Annotated in this window: 22 protein-coding genes and 2 tRNA genes; 8 read left to right on the top strand and 16 right to left on the bottom strand. The window is 37.6% G+C overall.

The features are described from left to right. Positions 1-157: 157 nt before the first annotated feature. The 4 genes from IJF99_RS07815 to tgtA all read right to left on the bottom strand — a co-directional run bounded on the left by IJF99_RS07815 (position 158) and on the right by tgtA (position 3,042). Positions 158-231, bottom strand: a tRNA-Gly gene (locus tag IJF99_RS07815). Between the two features lie 10 nt (positions 232-241). Continuing rightward, positions 242-315: transfer RNA gene (locus IJF99_RS07820), tRNA-Gly, on the bottom strand. 77 nt (positions 316-392) lie between these two features. Further along, positions 393-1,061 carry a class I SAM-dependent methyltransferase gene (locus tag IJF99_RS07825; protein ID WP_292793894.1) on the bottom strand — a complete coding sequence of 223 codons (669 nt, stop codon included), beginning with the start codon at positions 1,059-1,061 and terminating at the stop codon, positions 393-395. A gap of 4 nt (positions 1,062-1,065) precedes the next feature. After that, a complete protein-coding gene (gene tgtA / locus IJF99_RS07830) occupies positions 1,066-3,042 on the bottom strand; it encodes a tRNA guanosine(15) transglycosylase TgtA (RefSeq protein ID WP_292793896.1) in 1,977 nt (658 codons plus the stop codon). 148 nt (positions 3,043-3,190) lie between these two features. Between tgtA and IJF99_RS07835 the strand changes: the two genes are divergently transcribed. Further along, positions 3,191-4,399, top strand: a complete 1,209-nt coding sequence (locus IJF99_RS07835) for an MnmC family methyltransferase (RefSeq protein ID WP_292793898.1) — start codon at positions 3,191-3,193, stop codon at positions 4,397-4,399. Here IJF99_RS07835 and IJF99_RS07840 read toward each other — a convergent pair. The 8 genes from IJF99_RS07840 to IJF99_RS07875 form a co-directional block, all read right to left on the bottom strand. Next, positions 4,396-6,222 carry a collagen binding domain-containing protein gene (locus IJF99_RS07840; protein WP_292793900.1) on the bottom strand — a complete coding sequence of 609 codons (1,827 nt, stop codon included), beginning with the start codon at positions 6,220-6,222 and terminating at the stop codon, positions 4,396-4,398. The two genes, IJF99_RS07835 and IJF99_RS07840, sit on opposite strands and share 4 nt — an antisense overlap. Before the next feature lie 407 nt (positions 6,223-6,629). Then, positions 6,630-8,414 (bottom strand): glutamine--fructose-6-phosphate transaminase (isomerizing), encoded by a 1,785-nt coding sequence (glmS, locus tag IJF99_RS07845; RefSeq protein WP_292793902.1) that lies wholly within the window; start codon positions 8,412-8,414, stop codon positions 6,630-6,632. Positions 8,415-8,418: 4 nt separating this feature from the next. Next, complete coding sequence (gene cobA / locus IJF99_RS07850) at positions 8,419-9,135, bottom strand: uroporphyrinogen-III C-methyltransferase (protein WP_292793904.1); 717 nt, start codon at positions 9,133-9,135, stop codon at positions 8,419-8,421. Positions 9,136-9,149: 14 nt separating this feature from the next. Next, on the bottom strand, positions 9,150-9,794 hold the full coding sequence (gene purQ / locus IJF99_RS07855) for a phosphoribosylformylglycinamidine synthase subunit PurQ (protein ID WP_292793907.1): 645 nt from the start codon (positions 9,792-9,794) through the stop codon (positions 9,150-9,152). A 9-nt stretch (positions 9,795-9,803) separates the two neighbouring features. After that, the gene (gene purS, locus IJF99_RS07860; protein ID WP_292793910.1) at positions 9,804-10,070 is read right to left on the bottom strand and encodes a phosphoribosylformylglycinamidine synthase subunit PurS; all 267 of its coding nucleotides are present in this window, start codon (positions 10,068-10,070) and stop codon (positions 9,804-9,806) included. After that, positions 10,071-10,799 carry a phosphoribosylaminoimidazolesuccinocarboxamide synthase gene (purC, locus tag IJF99_RS07865; RefSeq protein ID WP_292793913.1) on the bottom strand — a complete coding sequence of 243 codons (729 nt, stop codon included), beginning with the start codon at positions 10,797-10,799 and terminating at the stop codon, positions 10,071-10,073. It lies immediately after the preceding gene. Between the two features lie 88 nt (positions 10,800-10,887). After that, entirely contained in the window at positions 10,888-11,172 is a 285-nt protein-coding gene (locus tag IJF99_RS07870) for a hypothetical protein (protein WP_292793916.1), read from the bottom strand. A 5-nt stretch (positions 11,173-11,177) separates the two neighbouring features. Further along, a complete protein-coding gene (locus IJF99_RS07875; protein ID WP_292793918.1) occupies positions 11,178-11,555 on the bottom strand; it encodes a hypothetical protein in 378 nt (125 codons plus the stop codon). Positions 11,556-11,660: 105 nt separating this feature from the next. Between IJF99_RS07875 and IJF99_RS07880 the strand changes: the two genes are divergently transcribed. Both IJF99_RS07880 and IJF99_RS07885 read left to right on the top strand, forming a co-directional pair. Continuing rightward, positions 11,661-11,855 (top strand): hypothetical protein, encoded by a 195-nt coding sequence (locus IJF99_RS07880; RefSeq protein WP_292793920.1) that lies wholly within the window; start codon positions 11,661-11,663, stop codon positions 11,853-11,855. A gap of 91 nt (positions 11,856-11,946) precedes the next feature. Further along, on the top strand, positions 11,947-13,386 hold the full coding sequence (locus tag IJF99_RS07885) for a hypothetical protein (protein ID WP_292793922.1): 1,440 nt from the start codon (positions 11,947-11,949) through the stop codon (positions 13,384-13,386). A 28-nt stretch (positions 13,387-13,414) separates the two neighbouring features. Here the strand turns inward: IJF99_RS07885 and IJF99_RS07890 are convergent, their stop codons facing one another. Beyond that, positions 13,415-13,930, bottom strand: coding sequence for a flavodoxin family protein (locus tag IJF99_RS07890; RefSeq protein ID WP_292793924.1), 516 nt, complete (start codon positions 13,928-13,930; stop codon positions 13,415-13,417). A 24-nt stretch (positions 13,931-13,954) separates the two neighbouring features. Beyond that, on the bottom strand, positions 13,955-14,419 hold the full coding sequence (locus IJF99_RS07895) for a flavodoxin (RefSeq protein ID WP_292793926.1): 465 nt from the start codon (positions 14,417-14,419) through the stop codon (positions 13,955-13,957). A 127-nt stretch (positions 14,420-14,546) separates the two neighbouring features. Here IJF99_RS07895 and IJF99_RS07900 point away from each other — a divergent pair, with 127 nt between their 5' ends. The 4 genes from IJF99_RS07900 to IJF99_RS07915 are packed head-to-tail and all read left to right on the top strand — an operon-like array spanning position 14,547 to position 17,858. After that, positions 14,547-15,308 carry a uroporphyrinogen-III synthase gene (locus tag IJF99_RS07900; RefSeq protein WP_366931262.1) on the top strand — a complete coding sequence of 254 codons (762 nt, stop codon included), beginning with the start codon at positions 14,547-14,549 and terminating at the stop codon, positions 15,306-15,308. 4 nt (positions 15,309-15,312) lie between these two features. Beyond that, positions 15,313-15,582, top strand: a complete 270-nt coding sequence (locus tag IJF99_RS07905) for a signal recognition particle subunit SRP19/SEC65 family protein (protein ID WP_292793931.1) — start codon at positions 15,313-15,315, stop codon at positions 15,580-15,582. A 23-nt stretch (positions 15,583-15,605) separates the two neighbouring features. Further along, on the top strand, positions 15,606-16,994 hold the full coding sequence (gene recJ, locus IJF99_RS07910) for a single-stranded-DNA-specific exonuclease RecJ (RefSeq protein ID WP_292793934.1): 1,389 nt from the start codon (positions 15,606-15,608) through the stop codon (positions 16,992-16,994). Between the two features lie 60 nt (positions 16,995-17,054). Beyond that, positions 17,055-17,858 (top strand): winged helix-turn-helix transcriptional regulator, encoded by an 804-nt coding sequence (locus tag IJF99_RS07915; protein ID WP_292793937.1) that lies wholly within the window; start codon positions 17,055-17,057, stop codon positions 17,856-17,858. Here IJF99_RS07915 and IJF99_RS07920 read toward each other — a convergent pair whose 3' ends face one another. Together IJF99_RS07920 and IJF99_RS07925 are read right to left on the bottom strand one after the other, a co-directional pair. After that, complete coding sequence (locus tag IJF99_RS07920) at positions 17,859-19,133, bottom strand: DEAD/DEAH box helicase (RefSeq protein WP_292793939.1); 1,275 nt, start codon at positions 19,131-19,133, stop codon at positions 17,859-17,861. Between the two features lie 35 nt (positions 19,134-19,168). Further along, complete coding sequence (locus IJF99_RS07925; protein ID WP_292793942.1) at positions 19,169-20,029, bottom strand: radical SAM protein; 861 nt, start codon at positions 20,027-20,029, stop codon at positions 19,169-19,171. Positions 20,030-20,087: 58 nt separating this feature from the next. Here IJF99_RS07925 and cas4 point away from each other — a divergent pair, with 58 nt between their 5' ends. Next, on the top strand, positions 20,088-20,774 hold the full coding sequence (cas4, locus tag IJF99_RS07930) for a CRISPR-associated protein Cas4 (protein ID WP_292793945.1): 687 nt from the start codon (positions 20,088-20,090) through the stop codon (positions 20,772-20,774). Positions 20,775-20,781 lie beyond the last annotated feature (7 nt).

Consider the following 20,781-nt stretch of genomic DNA (forward strand, 5'->3'; position numbering starts at 1 on the left):
AGTCCTACCATTAAATCACCTTAATTAATAATCTTAAACCAAATTAAATAATTAATTTAATTATTCATATTTTATTTTTATTATTATATAAAATTAACTAAAAATAAAGTATTTTTTCAACAAAATAAGAATTTTAAAAAAAGAAGTTATTAACAAATGCAGTCGCCGGGATTCGAACCCGGGTTGTAGGCTTGGAAGGCCCAAGTAATAACCAGACTATACCACGACTGCATATAAAAAATGCGGCGTCCGGGATTTGAACCCGGGTCTCTAACGTGGCAGGCTAGAGTCTTAACCAGGCTGGACTAACACCGCATAAAAACTAACAACAAGTAAACATATGTTTTAATTATATATAAAGGTTTCGCCATAATGAGAAAAATAAGGTAAAATCAGATTTTTAAAGCAGTAATACAAATCCAATCATTATCTTCATCAATGTAGGCCTTAAAATCTTTAAAGCCGGTTTTTTCAAGGGATTCCTTTAAAACATCTTCAGAATATATTTTCATATCCAGTAATTCTACCAAATCATCATATTTTTCCATTTCCCCCTCACGATAGACTGCTTCATTGCAGAAAAATACCAAACCACCTTTTTTAAGAACCCTATTCACTTCCTTTAAATCATTAATGAAATCCGGCCAGAAATAGATTGTTTCAAAACCGGTCACAATATCAAATGTCTCATCATAAAATGGCATGTCTGAAACAGATCCCTGCAGTACATTAACGATTCCCCTGTCAATGGATTTCTTGTTCAGTTCTATTGATTTTTCAACACTCACTTCAGAATAGTCAATCCCAACGACTCTGCCGCTTTCAGAAATCTGCTGTGCAAACCTTTCGATGTTTCTTCCGCCGCCGCATCCGATATCCAATATCTTGCTGTCGGGGGCAATTTCAAAATGGGTTACGCCCCACTGCGCCATGGCCTCATGGGATTTGTTCATCCTGTCAAGAATCTGATGGCCCAACTCACCAACAGGCTTTCTTGCATTCTTTATCAATTCCTTATCTTCAATATGATGACCGGTATTCACTTTATCGTTATCACTCATAATATCACTTTCTCATTCCTTTACGGGTTTTAATGGCTTGTCCTGTTTCGAACTGTTCTATTTCACATGCTCCGAGCAATGCCTTTCCGTAAGCCAATAGCTTGTCTTGCTCATTCACTATCAGGACTTCATCTTTTGCACGTATATCCTCATCACATTCAACGACGAATTTGCAGAACACGCTTTTTCCATCGAGCGCGAATGGTTCTGAGTCCTTGTTTACCACAACCCGATTTTGCGGATATGGCATTGCATTGTGAAGCCTTTTGGCACCTTCTTTCGATAGAATCAAATATGAATCGGATGCCCTCATATTGACAATCAGCACCTTTCCGTCATAGATATGTCTTATTTTACCTGTTTTTTTACTTTTTTCTATTATGATGTTGCCCTTAAACAATGCGTCACCCGCTCCGACTCCAAATTGGTAATCTGCAATTGCCTTGACTTTTTTGACATCATCCTTCTGGTATCTGATATCCTCGAAACTGCATTTATTGTAAAGACCTATTTCCAAGTCCTTAATGATTCTTGAATGGATGAGGACCTGTTCATAGTATTCGACGAATTCAGTGATGAAATCCTCAATGAATTCAATGCTGTCCACATCACGGGTTTTTGGAGCGTCATTCTGGCTTAACGGATAAACCTCATCTATTTCAAGAGGTATCAAACCAAAAGGTATGTCCAAAACCATAAAATCAGTGTTTTCCAAATCCAATTCCTGTTCAGCACCATAGATATAGAATTCGCCGAGTTTTCCTGAGATAAATTTAGAGTAAGGTTTTTTTGTTGGAGGCAATATCAGCAGGTCGCGTTTTTTAGGCATTTCACGTAATTTCTGCATATGCCTCAACACTTCCGGCCTGCATAATGATTCGGGACCGGTATAGAAGAATGCTGATTTTTTGCTTCTAGGATCATATTTCTCCAAATCAGCGGAATAATTTCCAAGCTGCCTTTGGGCTTCCAGAAGTGCAGGGTGTGCGCGGCACCTTTCCTCGACAAGTTCCATCAGATTTCCGTCATAAATCGCCTGCCTGATTAATCTTAATTCCGCAAAAGATACATGAAGGTTATGTTGGGCAATCAGGTCCCGTCTCTTCTCTTTAGGCATTGCCCTTAAATCATCAGGTGTGTATTTTGTACAGACTTCACATGAACACGGCATTTCCTGCAGGTTCTCCAGCTTGAATGTTCCTCTGGTTGATAAAAGCCTGTCATCTTCCGCATACAGAATATAAGCTGCAGAGTCAAACAAATCGCATCCCATAGCCACGCATAATGCGAATATCATCGGATGTCCGGCACCCATCAGATGGCGTGGAACGGTGTCTGACAGCTCCTTCATGGAGTTCATCACTACATCGACAAGGTCCCTGTAGTGATAGGATTCCATCAAAGGAACAACAGCGCCTATCGGATACAAATCGGCATCGAGAGCGGACAGTTCCTTTGCACATTCCCTTCTTAAATCAAGGAATGTTGAACCCTGGACTACGGAATTTAACAGCATTTCCATATTCTGCTCTTTTTTATAATCTATCGCTTCGCGGGCTCTTTCAATTGTGATTTCCATATCGCTTTCTGCTTGCTGTCTGTCTACAAAAGGAGCGGTCGGAATATCCAAACTTGTTCCGATATCCGTTTTGATCATTTCCTGAAATTCGATGACTTCCTTATTTGTAATTTCCACATCTCCATATACGGATAACTGAAAAGAACCTGAATCAGTCATTATGGGTCCGTCGAAATTAATGAGCTTGTGCAATCCTTCATCAATGGCTTTTTGTTTTAGTTCGGGATCTTTATAAATCAAATAGGCATTAGTAATTACAATATCTGCACCATATTTGCTTACGTCCAGGGCCTGTTTTCTGGGATGGATAACTGGCATTAGTGCAGGTGTTTTTACATCACCGTGTTTTGTTTTTAGAACTCCGACACGGCCTTTTCCGTCTTTTGCTTTTATCTCAAACATTTATTTAACCTTACTATAATTCATTAAAATAACATTTAAATTAGAAATTATATAAATTTTGCTCAAAAAAGACTTTAAAATTAATGATGGGTTGTAAATAATAATCAAATATTTAAAGTTTCACAAACTAAACTATCATTTAGATAAAATGAGTTATGAAGAAAACGCCCGAATAATCAGTGACGACATATTCGATTTGATTAATGAAACTTTCGCCAAAGAAAAAAGTAGTCGAAATAATGAATACAGACTTAATTTTTTTGATACTTACAGCAATTATTTTGTTTTAACAGATGACGGATCTTATTCTATTAATTCAAAAGAAATAAACCATAAAGTTGAAACGTTGCATACATCTACCGGTGCAATAAGTGAGTCATTTGAGAAATTTATCAAGCCGATGAAATTCGATTATTCAAAAGACATCGCCATCCTGGACATATGTGCCGGGCTCGGATATAATTCATCAGCGGCGATAGCTGACTTCATGAAAAACTCAACAAGAAATCTGAAAATAGACATGGTTGAAATATCAAAAGCGACCTTTGCATGCGGACTTCTGGTGCCATCACCAATACCGGAACATGACATTACCAAAAAAGCCATAGAGAATGAGCTGATTGCACAGGATTACGCAACCCTGAGTCTGGAAACTGCAGAAATTCCAGAAAACATCAACATTAATGTGTTTATTGAAGATGCAAGGCAAACTGTACAGGGCCTTGAAGACAATGCCTATGATGCAATATTCCTGGACCCATTCAGCCAGAACATGGCTCCTGAATTATTCTCAGTCGAATTTTTCAAGCAATTCAGACGAATAATCAAGGATGATGGGATAGTTGCAACATACACTTCATCGGCACCCGTCAGGGCAGGTTTTATTGAATCCGGCTTTTATATTGGATTGGGTCCGATATTCGGAAGGATGCAGGGCGGAACCCTTGCCAGTCCGAATACTGAAATGCTTGACTGGGCTCTTCCGAAAAACGATGAGATAAGAATAGCATTATCCGACGTGGGAATTCCATTCAGGGACCCTGGTTTAAACAATTCCAGCGAATACATTTTAGATGCGAGAGCTGAAGAAAGACACACCGCCCGCCACAATACCAAAATCTCATCAGCCGTTAAAACACCAATATTTTTAGGTCAGGAAATGGATGACGAGAAGCTCAAGAGACGTGTTGAACGCAACCTTGCAAAAATGAATATTCCCTCCACAACATCCCCCGAAGCGAATTATATCGTGGAAGTTGAAGACGACTACAGTGAAAAACAGGATTCATCAAGCAATTCTACAGATAGAATTCTTGAAATGAAAAAAAGATTAAAAAAAGTAAAGAGGGGAAATTAGATTCTCACATAATTCCCGCTTTTGAGCAAATAGGCCATATCTTTTGTAGAATCGATTGGTCCATAGATTGATTTTAACTGTTTCGGATTTGAAAGTACATGTTCTTTACCGAATATGGAATAATCGGCGTCGCAGTTTGCACAGAAAATCGCTCCTTCAACGCTTCCTCCTTCACTGTTTCCGGTTTCCGGGAAAACGCCCCAGTTAGATGTCTCATCTCCTGCCCAAAAGACACCCCAGTATAACTCATGGCTGCCGCAATGAGGACAGGTTCTTTCGAATTCTACCATATACCATGTATAACCATATTTTGACAATTCGCCTGATGCGGATGGTCTGCCGATTGCTAAAATAGTCATTCCATCTTCAGAAACACCATATTGGTCATAAGATATTCCCATTCTATCTTCAACTACCGTGATCTTTTTGGTTATTTGATAACCGGTTGTTAAATCTTTACAAACGACATTATATTTGCCGACACCCAATTTGAATTTTACAGATGCGACACCTTTTGAATTGGTTTTGACCTTATGCACCACGCCGTCAAGTTTGATCTGCACATAAGTATTTTTTGCAACCTGACCGTTCTGATTCAATAAGGTTATTTCATATGATGAAGCCTGATTGGCGATTGCTCCCATATCATATGCCTTTATTGAAGCCAGATAAACATAAACCTTTTTGCTTATAGTATATTTAGTATATGGATCAACGGCCTTGAATGTATATGTTCCTTTTGCCAGATTGAATTTGACGGTTGCAACACCATTGGAATTGGTTTTAACTGTCTTTTTAGAACCTGCAACATATACAACCATCTTCTTATTCTTTGCCAATGCACCATTCTTCTGATGCAGTGTAACTTCAAATTTAGATGTGACACCGGTGAAAACCTTCATTGACTTGGCAGACAAAGGTGATAGAACAGTGATTGTGCTGGTTTTTCTCTCACCGGTATTCTGATTAATTGACTGAATCTTATATGTGCCCGGAGTGGAGAGAATCTTTAAAGTCGCAACACCATTGGAATTTGTCTTTTTATAATAGGTATATCCTTTGATTTTGAATATGATATATTTCTTCTTGAGAACCTTGCCGTTGGATCCGTAAAATGTTGCCCTGAACTTTTTGGAACCTAAATAATACTTTTTAAGATTAGAGGCTGTGATTGAGGATTTGACGGTGATTCTATTAGAAACCTGATAACCGTTCGGATGGATTGCATATACCACATAACTTCCGGCCTTCAAATCAAGGTCCAGGCTTGCAACACCTTTTGCGTTGGTCTTTTTGGTGTAGGTCTTTCCTTTTAATTTGAACTTGACATTGGTGTTCTTCAAAGGATTTCCTTTTGAATCCAAAAATGTGGCAGTGTATTTTGCTGAGCCGGAATATGTCTTGGTTACATCTTTAGCCTTGATAACAGGCAATACCTTAATCTTATTGGTCAAAGTGAGATTTCCAAAAATAGCTGAAATGGTATATGTATCAGGCTTTAAATCTAAAAGAACAGAAACTTTACCTGATGAATCAGTTGTTTTTAAGTAACTTACCCCATTAAGCTTTAATGTGATATTGGCTCCTTTAACAGGGCCAGTTCCGTTACGCAATACAACAGAATAACTGGATCCGCCCTTATAATACATGCTTACATCACTGCCGGTCAATGTATAGTTTCCATCACTAACCTGGCTAGTGGTACTTTCATTAGCGGATAAGACAACTTCCTCTCCCGATGGAGGTTCCTCATCCACTTCACTAGAAATCATGTCATCAGTTGAATTTGAATCAGCAGCAGCGACCACTGACAGAGACAACATAAAAACTAGAGTAATTAAAATTAAACTAATTTTTTTATTAAACATAACGTTAACCCCATTTAACATTTTGCTCTTGTTAAAGTATAAATTGTTTAATGTATAAAAAGGTTTTGTTTTTCAAAATAAGCACAAATAAGTTTAATTTTGAATAAATAAGCAATAATAAGTTAATAATAGTTATAATAATATTAGATTGATTGAAATTTACAATAAAAGACTGAATAAATTTAAAATGAATATCTTATGAAAAAGATTAATTGAAAAAGAATGCAACTATCTGAAATAACATTATACTTAAAACAAATGACAATTACATTTTAAGATAAAAAGTCAGCCAAAATCTGATAAGTTAGAAAGAAAAAAATAGATTAAAATAGCTTAAATCAGATTTAAGCTACAAAATTAAATTATTCCACTGTGACGCATTTTGCCAAGTTTTTAGGCTTGTCAGGGTCATGGCCTTTCTCAAGAGTAATGTAATATGCTATCAACTGCAACGGCACAACATAAACAAGAGGAGCAATAATTTCTTTAACATCACCATTGATTGCAATCACGTCATTGGCCTTTGCCTTAAGTGATTCATCATCAACAGAACCTATAGCCAGTACATTAGCTCCACGTGACTTGACTTCCTCCAAATTGCTCATGGTTTTCCTGTAATTGTCTCCAGGCGGAATTACAACCACGACAGGAATTCCTTCATCAATCAAAGCCAAAGGACCATGTTTCAATTCACCGGCAGCATAACCTTCACCATGGATATATGTGATTTCCTTAAGTTTCAATGCTCCTTCAAGTGCGGTAGGATATGAATATCCTCTGCCCAGATAGAAGAAGTCGCGCGCATAGTTATATCTTTTTGATAACTCCTTGACCAGATCAACGCTTTCCAAAGCTTCATCAATGAAATCCGGCACTTTATCAAGTTCCTTTAAAAGCTCCATGTTTTTGGATATCAATGCCGCAAACAGATAGATTGCAGTTAATTGGGCAACGTAGGTTTTTGTTGCTGCAACTCCAATTTCTGGACCTGCTTGGGTTTGAATTACATATTGGGCTCTTCTGGTAATTGATGAACCTGCAACATTAACGATTCCAAGTGTCTTTGAAGTAACATTCGCCACATCCAGCGCCTTGAGGGAATCTGCAGTTTCACCTGATTGGGATATGAAAATAACCAATGTCTTATCATTTAAAGTATTTGCGGAATACTTGAATTCGGAAGCCAGAATGACATCAGTCGGGATGCCTGCAAGAGATTCTATCAGGTATTTGCCGGTTAATGAGGCATGATAGGAAGTTCCGCAAGCCACAAAACAAATCCTTTGCAAATCACCCACATCATCAATTATCTCTTGAATATTGTCCTTTTGAGTTAGAGTATTTCTGACGGCCACTGCCTGTTCGTTGATTTCCTTAATCATGAAATGGTCATAGCCTTCCTTTTCAGCCATTTCCGGTGTCCAGTTGATTGTCTCGATTTCCTTATTCACCACATTGTCAAATTCATCGTGAACAACAACGCCCTCCTTATCCAAAATGACAATCTCTCCCCTTTCAGGATAGATAATGTCACGAGCATATTTTAAAATGGCCGGGGAGTCGGAAGCAAGGTAATATCCCTCTTCACCAATCCCAACAATCAATGGAGAGTCCTTACGTGTTGCAACGATTTTATCAGGTTCGTCGACACTGATTGCTGCTATCGCATAAGCCCCTTCAATCACGTCGATTGTTTTTCTCACTGCATGCTCCAAATCGAATTTTTCCGCCATGAACTTCTGGATTAAATGCGGAATCACTTCGGTATCAGTATCTGATTTGAAAACATGCCCTTCAAGGATTAATTTCTCCTTAATTTCCAAATAATTCTCAATAATTCCATTATGAACTACAGCTATATGATTATCCTCATCAACATGAGGGTGTGAATTTAATTTTGAGGGGTCACCATGGGTAGCCCATCTTACATGAGCAATCCCGAAGTTTCCGGGCATGTCCTTAAGGTCCAGACTTTTATCCACTTCAGCAATTTTGCCCTTATCCTTTTTAATGTAGAGTTTTTCATCACTGAAAGTGGCCAGACCTATTGAATCATATCCCCTGTATTCCAATTTGGATATGCAGTCAAACAGAATAGGTGCCACATTCTTATCCTCTTTTAGTATGCATCCTACAATTCCACACATCTAATCACCTTTGATAATCGTAAATGTCCTTATACATGTTCACAACATCCCCAATAATCATTATTGCAGGAGTGTTGATATCCTTATCTGAAATATCTTCCAATGTGCCGAATACAAGATTCTCTTCAGGCAATGTTCCGCTTTCAACAACGCACACCGGTGTGTCTGGTGAGCGATATTTCATTATTTCTGAAGTATTCTCCTTAATGTTTCCGATACCCATCAATATTATTAATGTATCTGCAGTATAATCCCAATGAACCTGGCTTTCGGCCTTTGTCGGGTCTTCGTGACCGGTTACGATTGTAACTGATGTCGCTACTGCCCTGTGAGTTACCGGTAGTCCGAGAGAAGTTGGTGCTCCAATAGCTGAAGTTACACCTGGAATTACTTCAAACTTGATATCATGTTCCATTAAAGCCAATATCTCTTCTCCACCACGGCCAAAGACAAAAGGATCTCCTCCCTTAAGTCTTACAACATTTTCATGGTTTTGAGCTTGTTCAATAATCAACTCATTGATTTCATCTTGAGTTTTATAATGCTCTCCCGCTTTTTTACCTACATATATCTTTTCTGCAGTTTCAGGAGCATGAGCCAATATTTCATCATTAGCCAGATAATCATACAAAACAACATCAGCTTTATTTAGAGCTTTTACAGCTTTAAGAGTTATTAAATCAGCATCTCCAGGTCCTGCACCAATTAAATAAACTACCATTTTATCACTTATTATTATAAAAATCCTTTGAAGAAATTTAAACCATCATCAGAACCGAATATTTCCTCACATGCCCTTTCTGGGTGAGGCATCATCGCACAGACAAGACCGGATTCATCGCAAACGCTTGTAATGGCTTCCATGGACCCGTTAGGGTTTTTGCCTTCAAACTGCAAAACAATCTGGTCCTGGTCTTTTAACAAATCAATGTCTTCAGTGTAGAATCTTCCTTCTGCATGAGCAATCGGAAGAGCAATAGTCTGGTCTTTTTTGAATGCCTTGGTAAATGGGGTTCTGTTGGTTGCGACTTTCAAGTCCACCCATTCACAGTTGAATTTAGGATTCTCGTTTGTGATGAAAATTCCCGGAACGAGTCCTATTTCTCCCAGAATTTGTGCACCATTACAGATTCCCAAAACCGGTTTTTCCTCTTTCACCAATTGCTTGATTCCATCAATGACCGGTGTGATTGAAGCCATTGCACCCGCCCTCAGGTAATCTCCATATGAAAATCCTCCCGGAATGACAATCCCGTCATAGTCCGTTAGTTTTTCTTCACTCCACCAGACATATTCCGGATTGAGGCCAGCCAGTTCACATGCCTGTGCCACATCACGGTCACAGTTAGTTCCAGGAAATCTAATTACTCCAATTTTCATAATTACACCTTATTTGCCACAGGCCATGTTCTGTGGAATGACATTGATTTTATAATCATGGATTACAGGATTACAGAGTAATCTTTCACACATGTCAGTGACGTTTTCCCTGATAACTTCCCTGTCTTCGCCTTCCATTTGGAACTTGATTGTTTCGACAGTCTTCACATTTTCAACTTCATAACCCAACAAATCAAGAGACCTTTCGATTGTTGTCGCTTCAGGGTTTAACATACCGCTTTTTAAAGAAATCTTAACTTCAATATCGAATAACACTTAAATCACCTTTTCATCATCCGGAATAACTCTATTGTAAACTTCAATATAGGCATCCATCACTTCATCGTCTTTTCCTTTTCTGAACAGTTCCTTATCCAGCATGTCCAATGTTTCGCTATCCCATAGTCTGCAACTGTCAGGTGAGATTTCATCTCCCAAAATAATGTTTCCATCTTTATCCTTACCGAATTCGACTTTATAATCGACTAAAATAATTCCCGCATCAGCGAAGAATTTGGTTAAGATTTCATTGATTTTTAAAGCCTTTTCTGTTAGGATATCGATTTCTTCCTGGGTGGCGATTCCTAATGCTTTGATAAGGGAATCGTTTAACATAGGATCATGGTATTCATCATCCTTAAAGTCCATCTGTACGACCGGCGGTTCCAATCTGGTTCCGTCAGCAATAGGATATTTGCGGACTAAACTTCCTGTAGCGATATTTCTCACAATCACTTCAATCGGAATCATGTCAAGCTTTTTTGCAATCATGACATTAGGTTGAGGCAAATCGATGAATTGGGTTTCAACGCCGTTTTCATCTAAAACCTTAAAGATTTTAGCAGAAATCACTGCATTGTACAATCCTTTATCGTTCATTACCTCTTTTCTTTCACCGTCACCGGCGGTCATGTCGTCTCTAAACTCGATGATTACTTTGTCGTCTTCATCTGTGGTAAATACGCTTTTTACTTTTCCACTATTAATTAACTCTTTTTTGTCCATGATATCAACAAAATTATTAAATTATTATAATATAATTTTAGAAGTTAATATTATATAAAAATAGTTAAAAATTAAAGGAAAATAGTAGTTATAGTTTGTTAGTTGGAATTTCTTCGCCTTCGCTTCGTCCGAATTTCATACCGTTCAACAAGCCGTTTGGAAGTTCGGACATTATGACAAGTGGAAATTCCTCATTCGGCTTGATAAACATCATATGAGTGACGTTCTGGCGTGTCTTAACTACTATCTTATAAGTATCTCCCCTAATGGTTAAATCCCCATCGAGAAACACTTTATTGAAGTTTTGATTCAAAAGATGGACCGGCAAGTCTTCATTAATGTCGAAATGAAGCAATATATCTTTTAAAATCAATTTAATCATTCCATACTTGGAAGCTTGTCTTGGTCGGATTCATATGATGAACCGATCAATTCACCAGTTTCAGTATCGAATTGTCTGAATCCACCATCTTTATAGGTTACTTCACGATAATATCCTTCACCATTTTGAGCATTGAATTTTACTTCTTCTTTAACAATATCGTTTACAGTATCCATAATTGATCCCTCCGAATCTGAATTTGAACTTTCTGAAGATTCAACATTACTTACTTTATCAATTAATTTGCCGACTAATCCTGAATCAGCATCATCGGCACCAATATTTACTTCATTCATTACTTGATATGCAACAGCACCACCAACAACTAAAACAGCTGCGATGATGGCAAATACTAATAAAATAAAGCCTTTCATATTTTCACCTCATTAAGCTTTTCAATAGTTATTTAATCATAGGTATTAAAATACTTTTCTACTAATTTTATAACCTATGAGAATTAATTAATTATTATGATGAATATGAAAGACACAATTATACTGCTCATATTTCTACTTTCAGTATTGGGGCTGTTTATCGGAGTTTATTACACTGAAGATGTTGGCAGCGATAACTCCCATGAATCCGGCTTCGAAAGAGTTTATGAGGAAAACGGCAGTGTTTTAACCATTACCCTTGAAAAAGAAAACGGCAATTGGGACAAAGATTTTACTTAACCCATAAAATGCGTCAAATTATAACAATTTATGCATAAAAGCAATGTTTTTTTAACAAATATTTAAATAATACTTTCGAGTTATTACTTTTATGAACCGAAAATACGTTATTGCAATTATTGCAATTCTGATTATAATTTGTGCAGGAGCCTTTGCACTTACGAATTCAAATGATACTATCAGCAATTCAATTAATATTGATGCGAATGCTCTGGAAGACAGGGAAAACATTGTTGTTGACTCTGAAATCTTAGACGAAAGTAACGGAAATTACCACACTGACAGCGCAGATGTCAATACCGTTTTAATCAAGAATGGAGGAGCATTAAAACTTGCAAATTCCATAATCGATAAAAGCGGCGATACTGCAACAAGTGGTGACGATGCTGATTTTTATGGAGTGAATTCCGCCATTCTGGTAAACACCAACGGAACACTGGACATTTCGGATGTTGAAATAAACACTGATTCCAAAGGATCAAATGGGATTTTTGTAACCAATGCTGAAGCTTCCTCTTCAAGCAGCGGCGATTCATCCCAGGGTTCAGGAGAAGGAGGACAACCTCCGGAATCCGGTGGAAACGGCGGAGGCGAATCCAGTCAGTCAAGCGCTGACGGCACAACAGAAGCCACCATCAAAAATGTGAAAATAACAACCCACTCCGATAAATCAAGAGGATTGGATGCGACTTATAATGGTATAATCAATGCTGAAAATGTTATCATCAATACTGATGGTCAAAGCTGCGCCGCCCTTGCAACAGACCGTGGTGAAGGCCAAGTTCATGTCAAAAACTCTGAAATCAATACAGGAGTCAGCAAAGAAAGCGGCAGAGGTTCACCTTTAATTTATTCCACCGGAAATATTACTGTTGAAAATACAAAAGGTACCGCTTACGTATCACAGATTGCCTGTATTGAAGGTAAAAACAGTATTGAAGTAACAGACTCTCAATTAACCGGATATGCCGAAGGAAATAGGCAGGATGGAGGAGAATATGTTGATTTAGGTGGAGTATTCATCTATCAAAGTATGAGTGGAGATGCTGATGTAGGTACCTCCTTATTCACAGCTAAAAATTCAGAATTAGCCATTGCTGAAGATTCATCTGTATACACAACTGCTCCGATGTTCCACATTACCAATACTGCTTGCATAATCAATTTAGAAAATACCGGACTGAGTTTTGGTAGCGGAGTATTGCTAGAGGCCACCGGTCAAAATCAGTGGGGAACTGAAGGCTCAAATGGAGGAGTCTGTGAATTGAACACCGACAGTGAAGATATTGAAGGCAATATAATTGTTGACTCAATCAGTACCCTCAATTGGAATATGAAAAACACTGCATTTGACGGAGCCATTAATTCTACCGGAAACACTACTGTTAATGTTGGTGAAGGTTCAACTTGGACTTTAACTGGTGACAGTACTGTTTCTTCTCTTGAACTAAGCGGAAACATTGAATATGGTGAATTCAGTTTAACTGTTGATGGTCAAAAATATGACAAATCAAATCCTTTTGAAGGATAGGAAAGAATCAATTCTTTCCTAATTTTTTTTAACACTCGAAACCTGCCTCATAAACTTCTTTCAATAATTCAGGTTGAGATTTTACATCACCGAAAGCAGAGAATACTCCTTTTTCAGTGGGATTTTTGGAAAAGCTTATGAAATCTCTGATTCCAATTAAGACATTGCCATTATCTGAACCTGCTGCAGTTATAATGTAGTACTCTTTATTTTCAAGATGCCTGAATATCGGATAACATCTATCAAAGAATCTTTTTAATGTTCCGCACATGGAGTAATAATAGACAGGTGTTGCATATACTATTACATCAGCCTCCATCATTTTATCCAGGACTTCTGCAAGGCCGTCTTCCTGGAAGCATTTCATTTCAGGAGTTTTGCATCTGTAACATGCCTTACATGCATGAAACCTGATGTCTTCCAGATTGTATTTTACAACTGCATTATCCGCATCAAGTGCTCCCCTTACAAATTCATCGCATAATGTGTCGGAATTTCCTCCAATTCTAGGAGAAGAGCTCAATACAATAACTTTTTTTGACATGAACAACCAACTCAGATTAATTATCTATTCACTTTCGATCCATTCTTTGGCCCCATCAGCATTACCCATAAATCTCATTCCCTTGGAGAAATTGAGTTCCGGATAGCTGGCCTGCAGGTCACTTACACATTTGTCGATGCCTGATCCGCCGGAGGTGCAGAACGCTTTGATTGTCTTTCCGGACAAGTCAACGCTTTCGATGAAAGTGTTAATTATTGTAGGTGCGGTATACCACCATACCGGAAAACCGATTACAATAGTGTCATATCCGCTTACATCACATGTCTCAGCGATAGGAGGTCTGAATGACTTGTCATTCATTTCTATTGTTGAACGGGAATTCTTGTCCATATAATCTAAATCTTGCGGAGTGTAGATTTCTTCAGGTACAATTTCAAATATGTCATATCCGTTTTCATCAGCTATTTTTTCCGCTACTCTTTTTGTAACACCGCTAGCGGAGAAATAGGTTACCAATACATTACTCATTTTATCACCTACTTAAAAATAAGTTTTCATATTATATACTTGTTTACATTTGCAACAGTCAAAACTAAAAAAAAATATAAACCAATAAAAACAAAATAATAACATTATAAATTAAGAAGGTAATATGATGTCAAAACCTGTCGTTGCAATAACAAGACCTAAAGACAGAGCCAAGAAAGCCTGTGAAATTGTTGAGGAATTTGGTGGTGAAGCATTTTTAGCTCCAACACTTGATTTAAAACCGGTGAACACACAATCCCTTAAGGATTTAGTTGCAAGAAAAGATGAACTTGACTGGATAATATTCACCTCACCAACAACAATCGTTTCACTGAACAAATTTCATCCGGACTTTCTGAAAGATTTGAATTGCAAATTAGCAGTTATAGGAAATAAAACTGGCAGATTAGCTGAAAAACAAGGCTTGACAGTTGACTTGATGCCTGAAGAGTTTACCGCTGAAGGCCTTATTGAAGAGTTCAAAAGACAAGGCATCACAGGAAAAACCATAGGAATCCCAAGAACCGCTTCTGCAAGAGCGGTGCTCCCGGAAGAATTAGAAAAGCTTGGAAATAAAGTGATTTTAGCTGAAGCATACAAATCCCTGTTTCCGATGGATGAAAAATCAGTCGAAGAACTTATCGGAAAAATCGAAAATAAGGAGATTGATGCCATTACATTTACAAGTCCATTAACTGTTGAAAATTTCTTTGAGATAGTTGAGGACAAAGAAAAAATAGCTAAATTATTATCGCAAAATCTATTAACTGTCAGCATTGGTCCGATTACTGCAAAAGTCTTGGATAAATATGATGTTGACTACATTTACCCCGACACTTACACAGTTCCAGATATGATGGAATTATTATTCAAAGAATTAAATAGGTGAAAAAATGATAACTATATGGCCGCAATATTTAAATAAAAATTTAACTCTTAAGGAAGGGCGTAAAATCGCTAAAGAGGATGCTGTAAAAGACCCGACACTTTCCGATGTTGAAAGAGCCGTTAAGAGGTTAGGACTAAAACATAGTGTTCAAAAGGAAGTTTCATATCCAGGAAAATGGTATGAAAAATCTGGAAGAATACTTGTCGAATGGGAAGGAACAAAATTAGAACTCATACGTGAAGTTAGTTCGGAAATTAAACAGATGAGAAACTGATTGCCATGCAAATACCACAATTAATGTCTGAACAATATGAAGAAGCAAAGAAAATCATCGAATCATCCGACAACATTAAAGTATATTCCCACATCGATTGCGACGGAATATGTTCAGGCGCAATACTATCAACCATACTAGACAGACAGAATAAAGACCATGAAATCGAATTCGTTAACCTTGATGTTCTGGACAACATTGAACTTGACCATGAACTCACCATATTTTCGGACTTGGGTTCAGGTCAGCTGATAGATGCAAAAGCAAAAGAAGGTCAGAAAATTATTATACTGGACCATCATCCCCCTTTAAGAGAACTGGACTACAGGAATGATAAAGATTATACCTATCTGGAAATAAATCCCCTGCATCACGGCATCGACGGATCATATTACGTTTGCGGAGGAGGATTATGCTACTTCCTTGCTAAGGAATTCGGATATGATGACCTGAGTTGGATTGGGGTCCTGTCCGCTATTGGAGATATGCAGAATACCCGAAGCGGTCATTTTGAAGGGCTGAACGAAATCATCCAGCAGGACGCAATTGACGGGGGATACCTTGAAGTGATTAAAAATGACATAAACATTTATGGAAGAAATACACGCCCATTATTCGTTGCGCTTTCCTATTTTAATGATGTAAGACTCCCAATTACAAATAACACAACTGAAACAATGGCTGTTTTAGAAGAGCTTGGAATCGATGAAAAGAACAATAGGAAAACATTGAATGAACTTACCATGGAACAAAAAGCCAAGCTATACCAATGCCTTTCTGGAATGATTGCAAAGGTGGTTCCCGGAAGATATGTTCAGTACATCTCCCAATTGATCATTGGAGATTCATATACCTTCCTAAAAGAAGACCCTCACAGCTTTTTAAGGGATGCATCCGAGTTTTCAACCGCCATGAACGCATGCGGAAGAAATCATGAAGAGAAAATTGCAATGGAGGTTTTGAAAGGTGACAGGTTTGTGGCCCTTGATGAACTTGAAGTTGTAAGCCGTGACCACAGACGCAATCTTGCACAGGCAATAGAAAAAGTTGCTGACAGTGAACATTCAAATATAATTGAACTTGAAAACTTGCAATATTTCGATGGAACCGGCATTAAACCTGAAATTGTAGGTACCATAACCGGAATGATTTTAGGATATTGCAATTGGAAAAAACCAGTGATTGGATTTACCCAAACAGATACTGACGGAATTAAAGTTTCTCTTAGATGTTCCCGACTACTTTCCTACGATGGAATTCATTTTGGAAATATGATACGTGAGATTGCACGTAATGTTGGAGGAAGTGGTGGTGGGCATTCAATGGCATGCGGCGCATATATACCTATTGATAAAAAATCTGATTTCATTGAACAATTCAATAATGAACTTGAAGGCAAACTAACAAATTAGTATATATACTAGTAAAGATAAAAATAAAAATTAATCAATTTTAATTGAGGAATGATTATTATGAAAACATTTAAAAAAAGAGGTGCACTTACACATTTCCAAATACTAAGTGAAATATCCAAACAAGACCCTCACCTCAAACAAAAAGATTTGGCTGATAAATTAGGGATAACTATTCAAGCAGTTTCGGAAAATATCAAAACATTAATTGAATTGGGATACATCACTTCAAAGGATGGAAGGTCCCCATATAAAATAACCCAAGAGGGCATAGACAAAGTAAAAAAAGATGCAATAACCTTAAGGAAATATAGCGATTCAGTTTTAGAAACAATGAATCATTATAAAACAATTTGGCCTGCCATTGCAAAAGAAAATCTTGAAAAAGACGATATCGTCGGTTTATACATGGACGATGGAGTATTATACGCTCATAAAAAAGAGGAAAACGCAACAGGTATCGTTCTCGATGATGCTGAAGAAGGCATGGATGTGGCATTGACCAATCTAACCGGAATCATTGACATGACCGTTGGGGAAGTTACCGTCATTATCGTACCTACCATTAAAGAGGGAGGATCAAAAGTCTGCGATATCGATTTAATTAAAAACGTCTATGAAAAAGGAACAAACAGCGGTGAAAAAATTGATAAGATTGCCGTTGCAGGAACAGTTTCACGCGCAATAGTCAAAAAACTGGGTTTGCCAATAGACATTGAATATGCCGCTCCACAAGCCAGTGCAAATGCAGCCCGTAAAGGACTTAACGTGCTTGCGATTTGTGTTGGAGACATGGGAAAAGCATTTACACGCGAACTCGAAAAAGAAAAAATCAAATTCAATATTATAGATGGTGGAAAATAATTATTTTTCCCTCATCATCTTTAATAACGCCGCCGCCAATTCCAAACCATCATATTCAGATTCATCTTTGATTATTCTGATATAATCTTCAATATCGCTGCCGTCAATCAAAGATTTGGCATCGGACAATATTTTTTTAGTTTTAATGGAACTTATTTCCTGAAGCGTGGGCAAATCCTTTTCAACGATTTTGCCGGGATTTTCCTTTTTAATATTGTTGAATCTTGAAAGCTCGTCTTTTGAAACTAAAGTAAATGCAAAACCTGTACTTCCCGCTCTTGCCGTTCTTCCAATCCTATGAATATAATCATCAGTGTTTTGAGGAACATCATAATTGATAATCATATCGACATTTGCAATATCCAAACCTCTGGCAGCAACATCAGTTGCAACCAGAATGTTAATGTTTCCGTTTCTAAATTTATTCATTACCTTGTCTCTGGTCTGCTGAGTCATATCCCCATGAAGACTGTCGAGCTTAAAATCGTATTTTTTCAAGTGCTTATAAACAAAATCAACGCTTTTTTTAGTGTTGCAGAATATTAATGCCCGATTAACATCATAGGCCTCGATTAATCTTATCAATGAATTAAATTTATCTTTAATGTCGCATCTGAATGCATATTGGGCGATTTTAGGGATATTCTTCTTTTTGTTTGAAATTCTTATAAATTCAGGATTATTCTGATATTTTTCAGCTATCCGTCTAACATCCAATGGAATGGTTGCTGAGAAAAGCAATGTCTGCCTTTGACGAGGCACATCCGATAAAATCCTTTCGATGTCCTCTCTAAATCCCATCTCCAACATTTCATCGGCTTCATCCAGGACGACACTTTCAACACCTATTAAATCAAGATTGCCTCTTTCAATATGGTCAATTACACGGCCAGGCGTTCCAACAACTATATGGACACCTTTTTTAAGAACCCTTGTCTGCTTACCGATTGGCTGACCACCATAAACCGCTAAAACCTTGAGTTTTTTGATATTGCCTCCCACTTTGGAGATTTCGGATGCGACCTGCATACACAGCTCTCTTGTCGGACATAAGACAATCGCCTGAGGGGATCTGTCGGGAATGAAAATCCTTTCAAGAATTGGAACTGCAAATGCAATTGTTTTACCCGAACCTGTCTGTGCCTGACCGGTTATGTCTTTTCCCTTTAGGGCTTGAGGAATTGCTTTTTGCTGAATTGGTGTTAATTTAGCAAATCCCATATCCCCAATGGCTTTTTTAATCTCATCTGAAATGTTCAAATCGTCAAAATTCATTACATTAATATTTAAAAAACAAGTTATATAATCATTTAGATTAGCTTGGACTGTATGGTTTTTTGAGGAAATTCTGAGAGATACTCGAATATCTTCTCATTATCATTCAGTATATGATTTTTGGAAGTCCTTTTTTTGAAGATTCCCATTAACTTCTCGCTGTTTTGGCTTGGCAGAACATAATCATTTCCAAATTCTTTAACATATTTCCCTTTCAATCCTGGGAAATTCTCATCCAATTTTTTATAGAAATGATTGCGGCTGCCCTCCCTTAGGGTGAGGCCCATTCCAAAACACAATATTCCATAGACATCACTGTCAATGCAATAATCTAAAATGGCATTGATATTTTCCTCCGTATCATTAATGTAGGGAAGTATTGGGCATAACCATACCACAGTTGGAATTCCATTGTCGTTTAAGGTTTTCAAAACGTCAACTCGTCTTGAAGTCGGGCAGACATTCGGCTCCAGAATCCTGCACAAATCATCATCTGCCGTCGTTATGGTCATCTGGATAACAACCTTTGTTTTTTCTTTAATCTTTTTAAGCAAATCCAAATCCCTTAAAATCAAATCCGATTTGGTGATGCATGTAAACCCGAATCCATATCTGTAAATCAGTTCCAATGATTTTCTGACATGCTTCAGTCTTTTTTCAAGAGGAATATACGGGTCGCTCATCGCTCCAGTTCCAATCATGGCTTTAGGGCGTTTTATCAATTCCCTTTTGAGCAATTCCAATGCATTCTGCTTCACTTCAATATCTTCAAATTCATGGCCCATAGCATAAACTTCACTTCTGGAATCGCAGTATATGCATCCGTGAGTGCAACCCCTGTAAAGGTTCATTCCATTTTTTGGTGACAGTATACTTTTTGAATTCACATAATGCATGAGATTACTTTGGTCCTTAAAGTTAATTAATTATACTATCATTGACAAAAAGGAAAACATGGAACAGAAAAACATTACTGGATATGAAAAGGAATATGAAACTAAAGACCATCCGTCAATAAAAGGTCTTCAAATAATTGAAGGGAAAAACAATTTCCCCATCAGCTGGTTAAATCAGCAAGGATATTGTGAATACCAGCTATATCTCGAGTACATGAAAGGCATAGAAACAAAACCTACAAGGGCAATGACCCAGGGAAGCAGGATTCACGAAGAACTTGAAGACATATTTAAACAGGACGCGACACCATCCACATTTGAAGATGCGGTTGAAGCATCCAAACAAACCGCAACAATGTCAAGGGAATGCTTTGTAGTGGCTCCCAAATATGGAATTAGAGGATATATCGATGAAATATGGATGAAACCCGAAGAAATCGTAATCATCGATGACAAGCCTGGAAGAACCCCCTATGAATCAACAATGAATCAGGTAAGGGCATACTGTCTTGCATATAAAGACATGACCGGCGATGAAAGAAAAATAAAAGGGGCATTAAGAGAAAGGGGAACAGACAATTTATTCTGGATTGAAGTGTTCACTCCCGAAGTTGAAAAATCAATAAAATTCACAATTGAGAGAATGCACGGTTTGTTTGAAGGTACAAAACCATTCATAGCAACTAAAAACCCTAAAAAATGCAGATCATGCAGATTCAAAAATGATTGTGAACATTCAAAATGAAAAGAAT

The sequence above is a fragment of the Methanobrevibacter sp. genome (genome assembly GCF_017406825.1).
Taxonomy (GTDB): domain Archaea; phylum Methanobacteriota; class Methanobacteria; order Methanobacteriales; family Methanobacteriaceae; genus Methanocatella.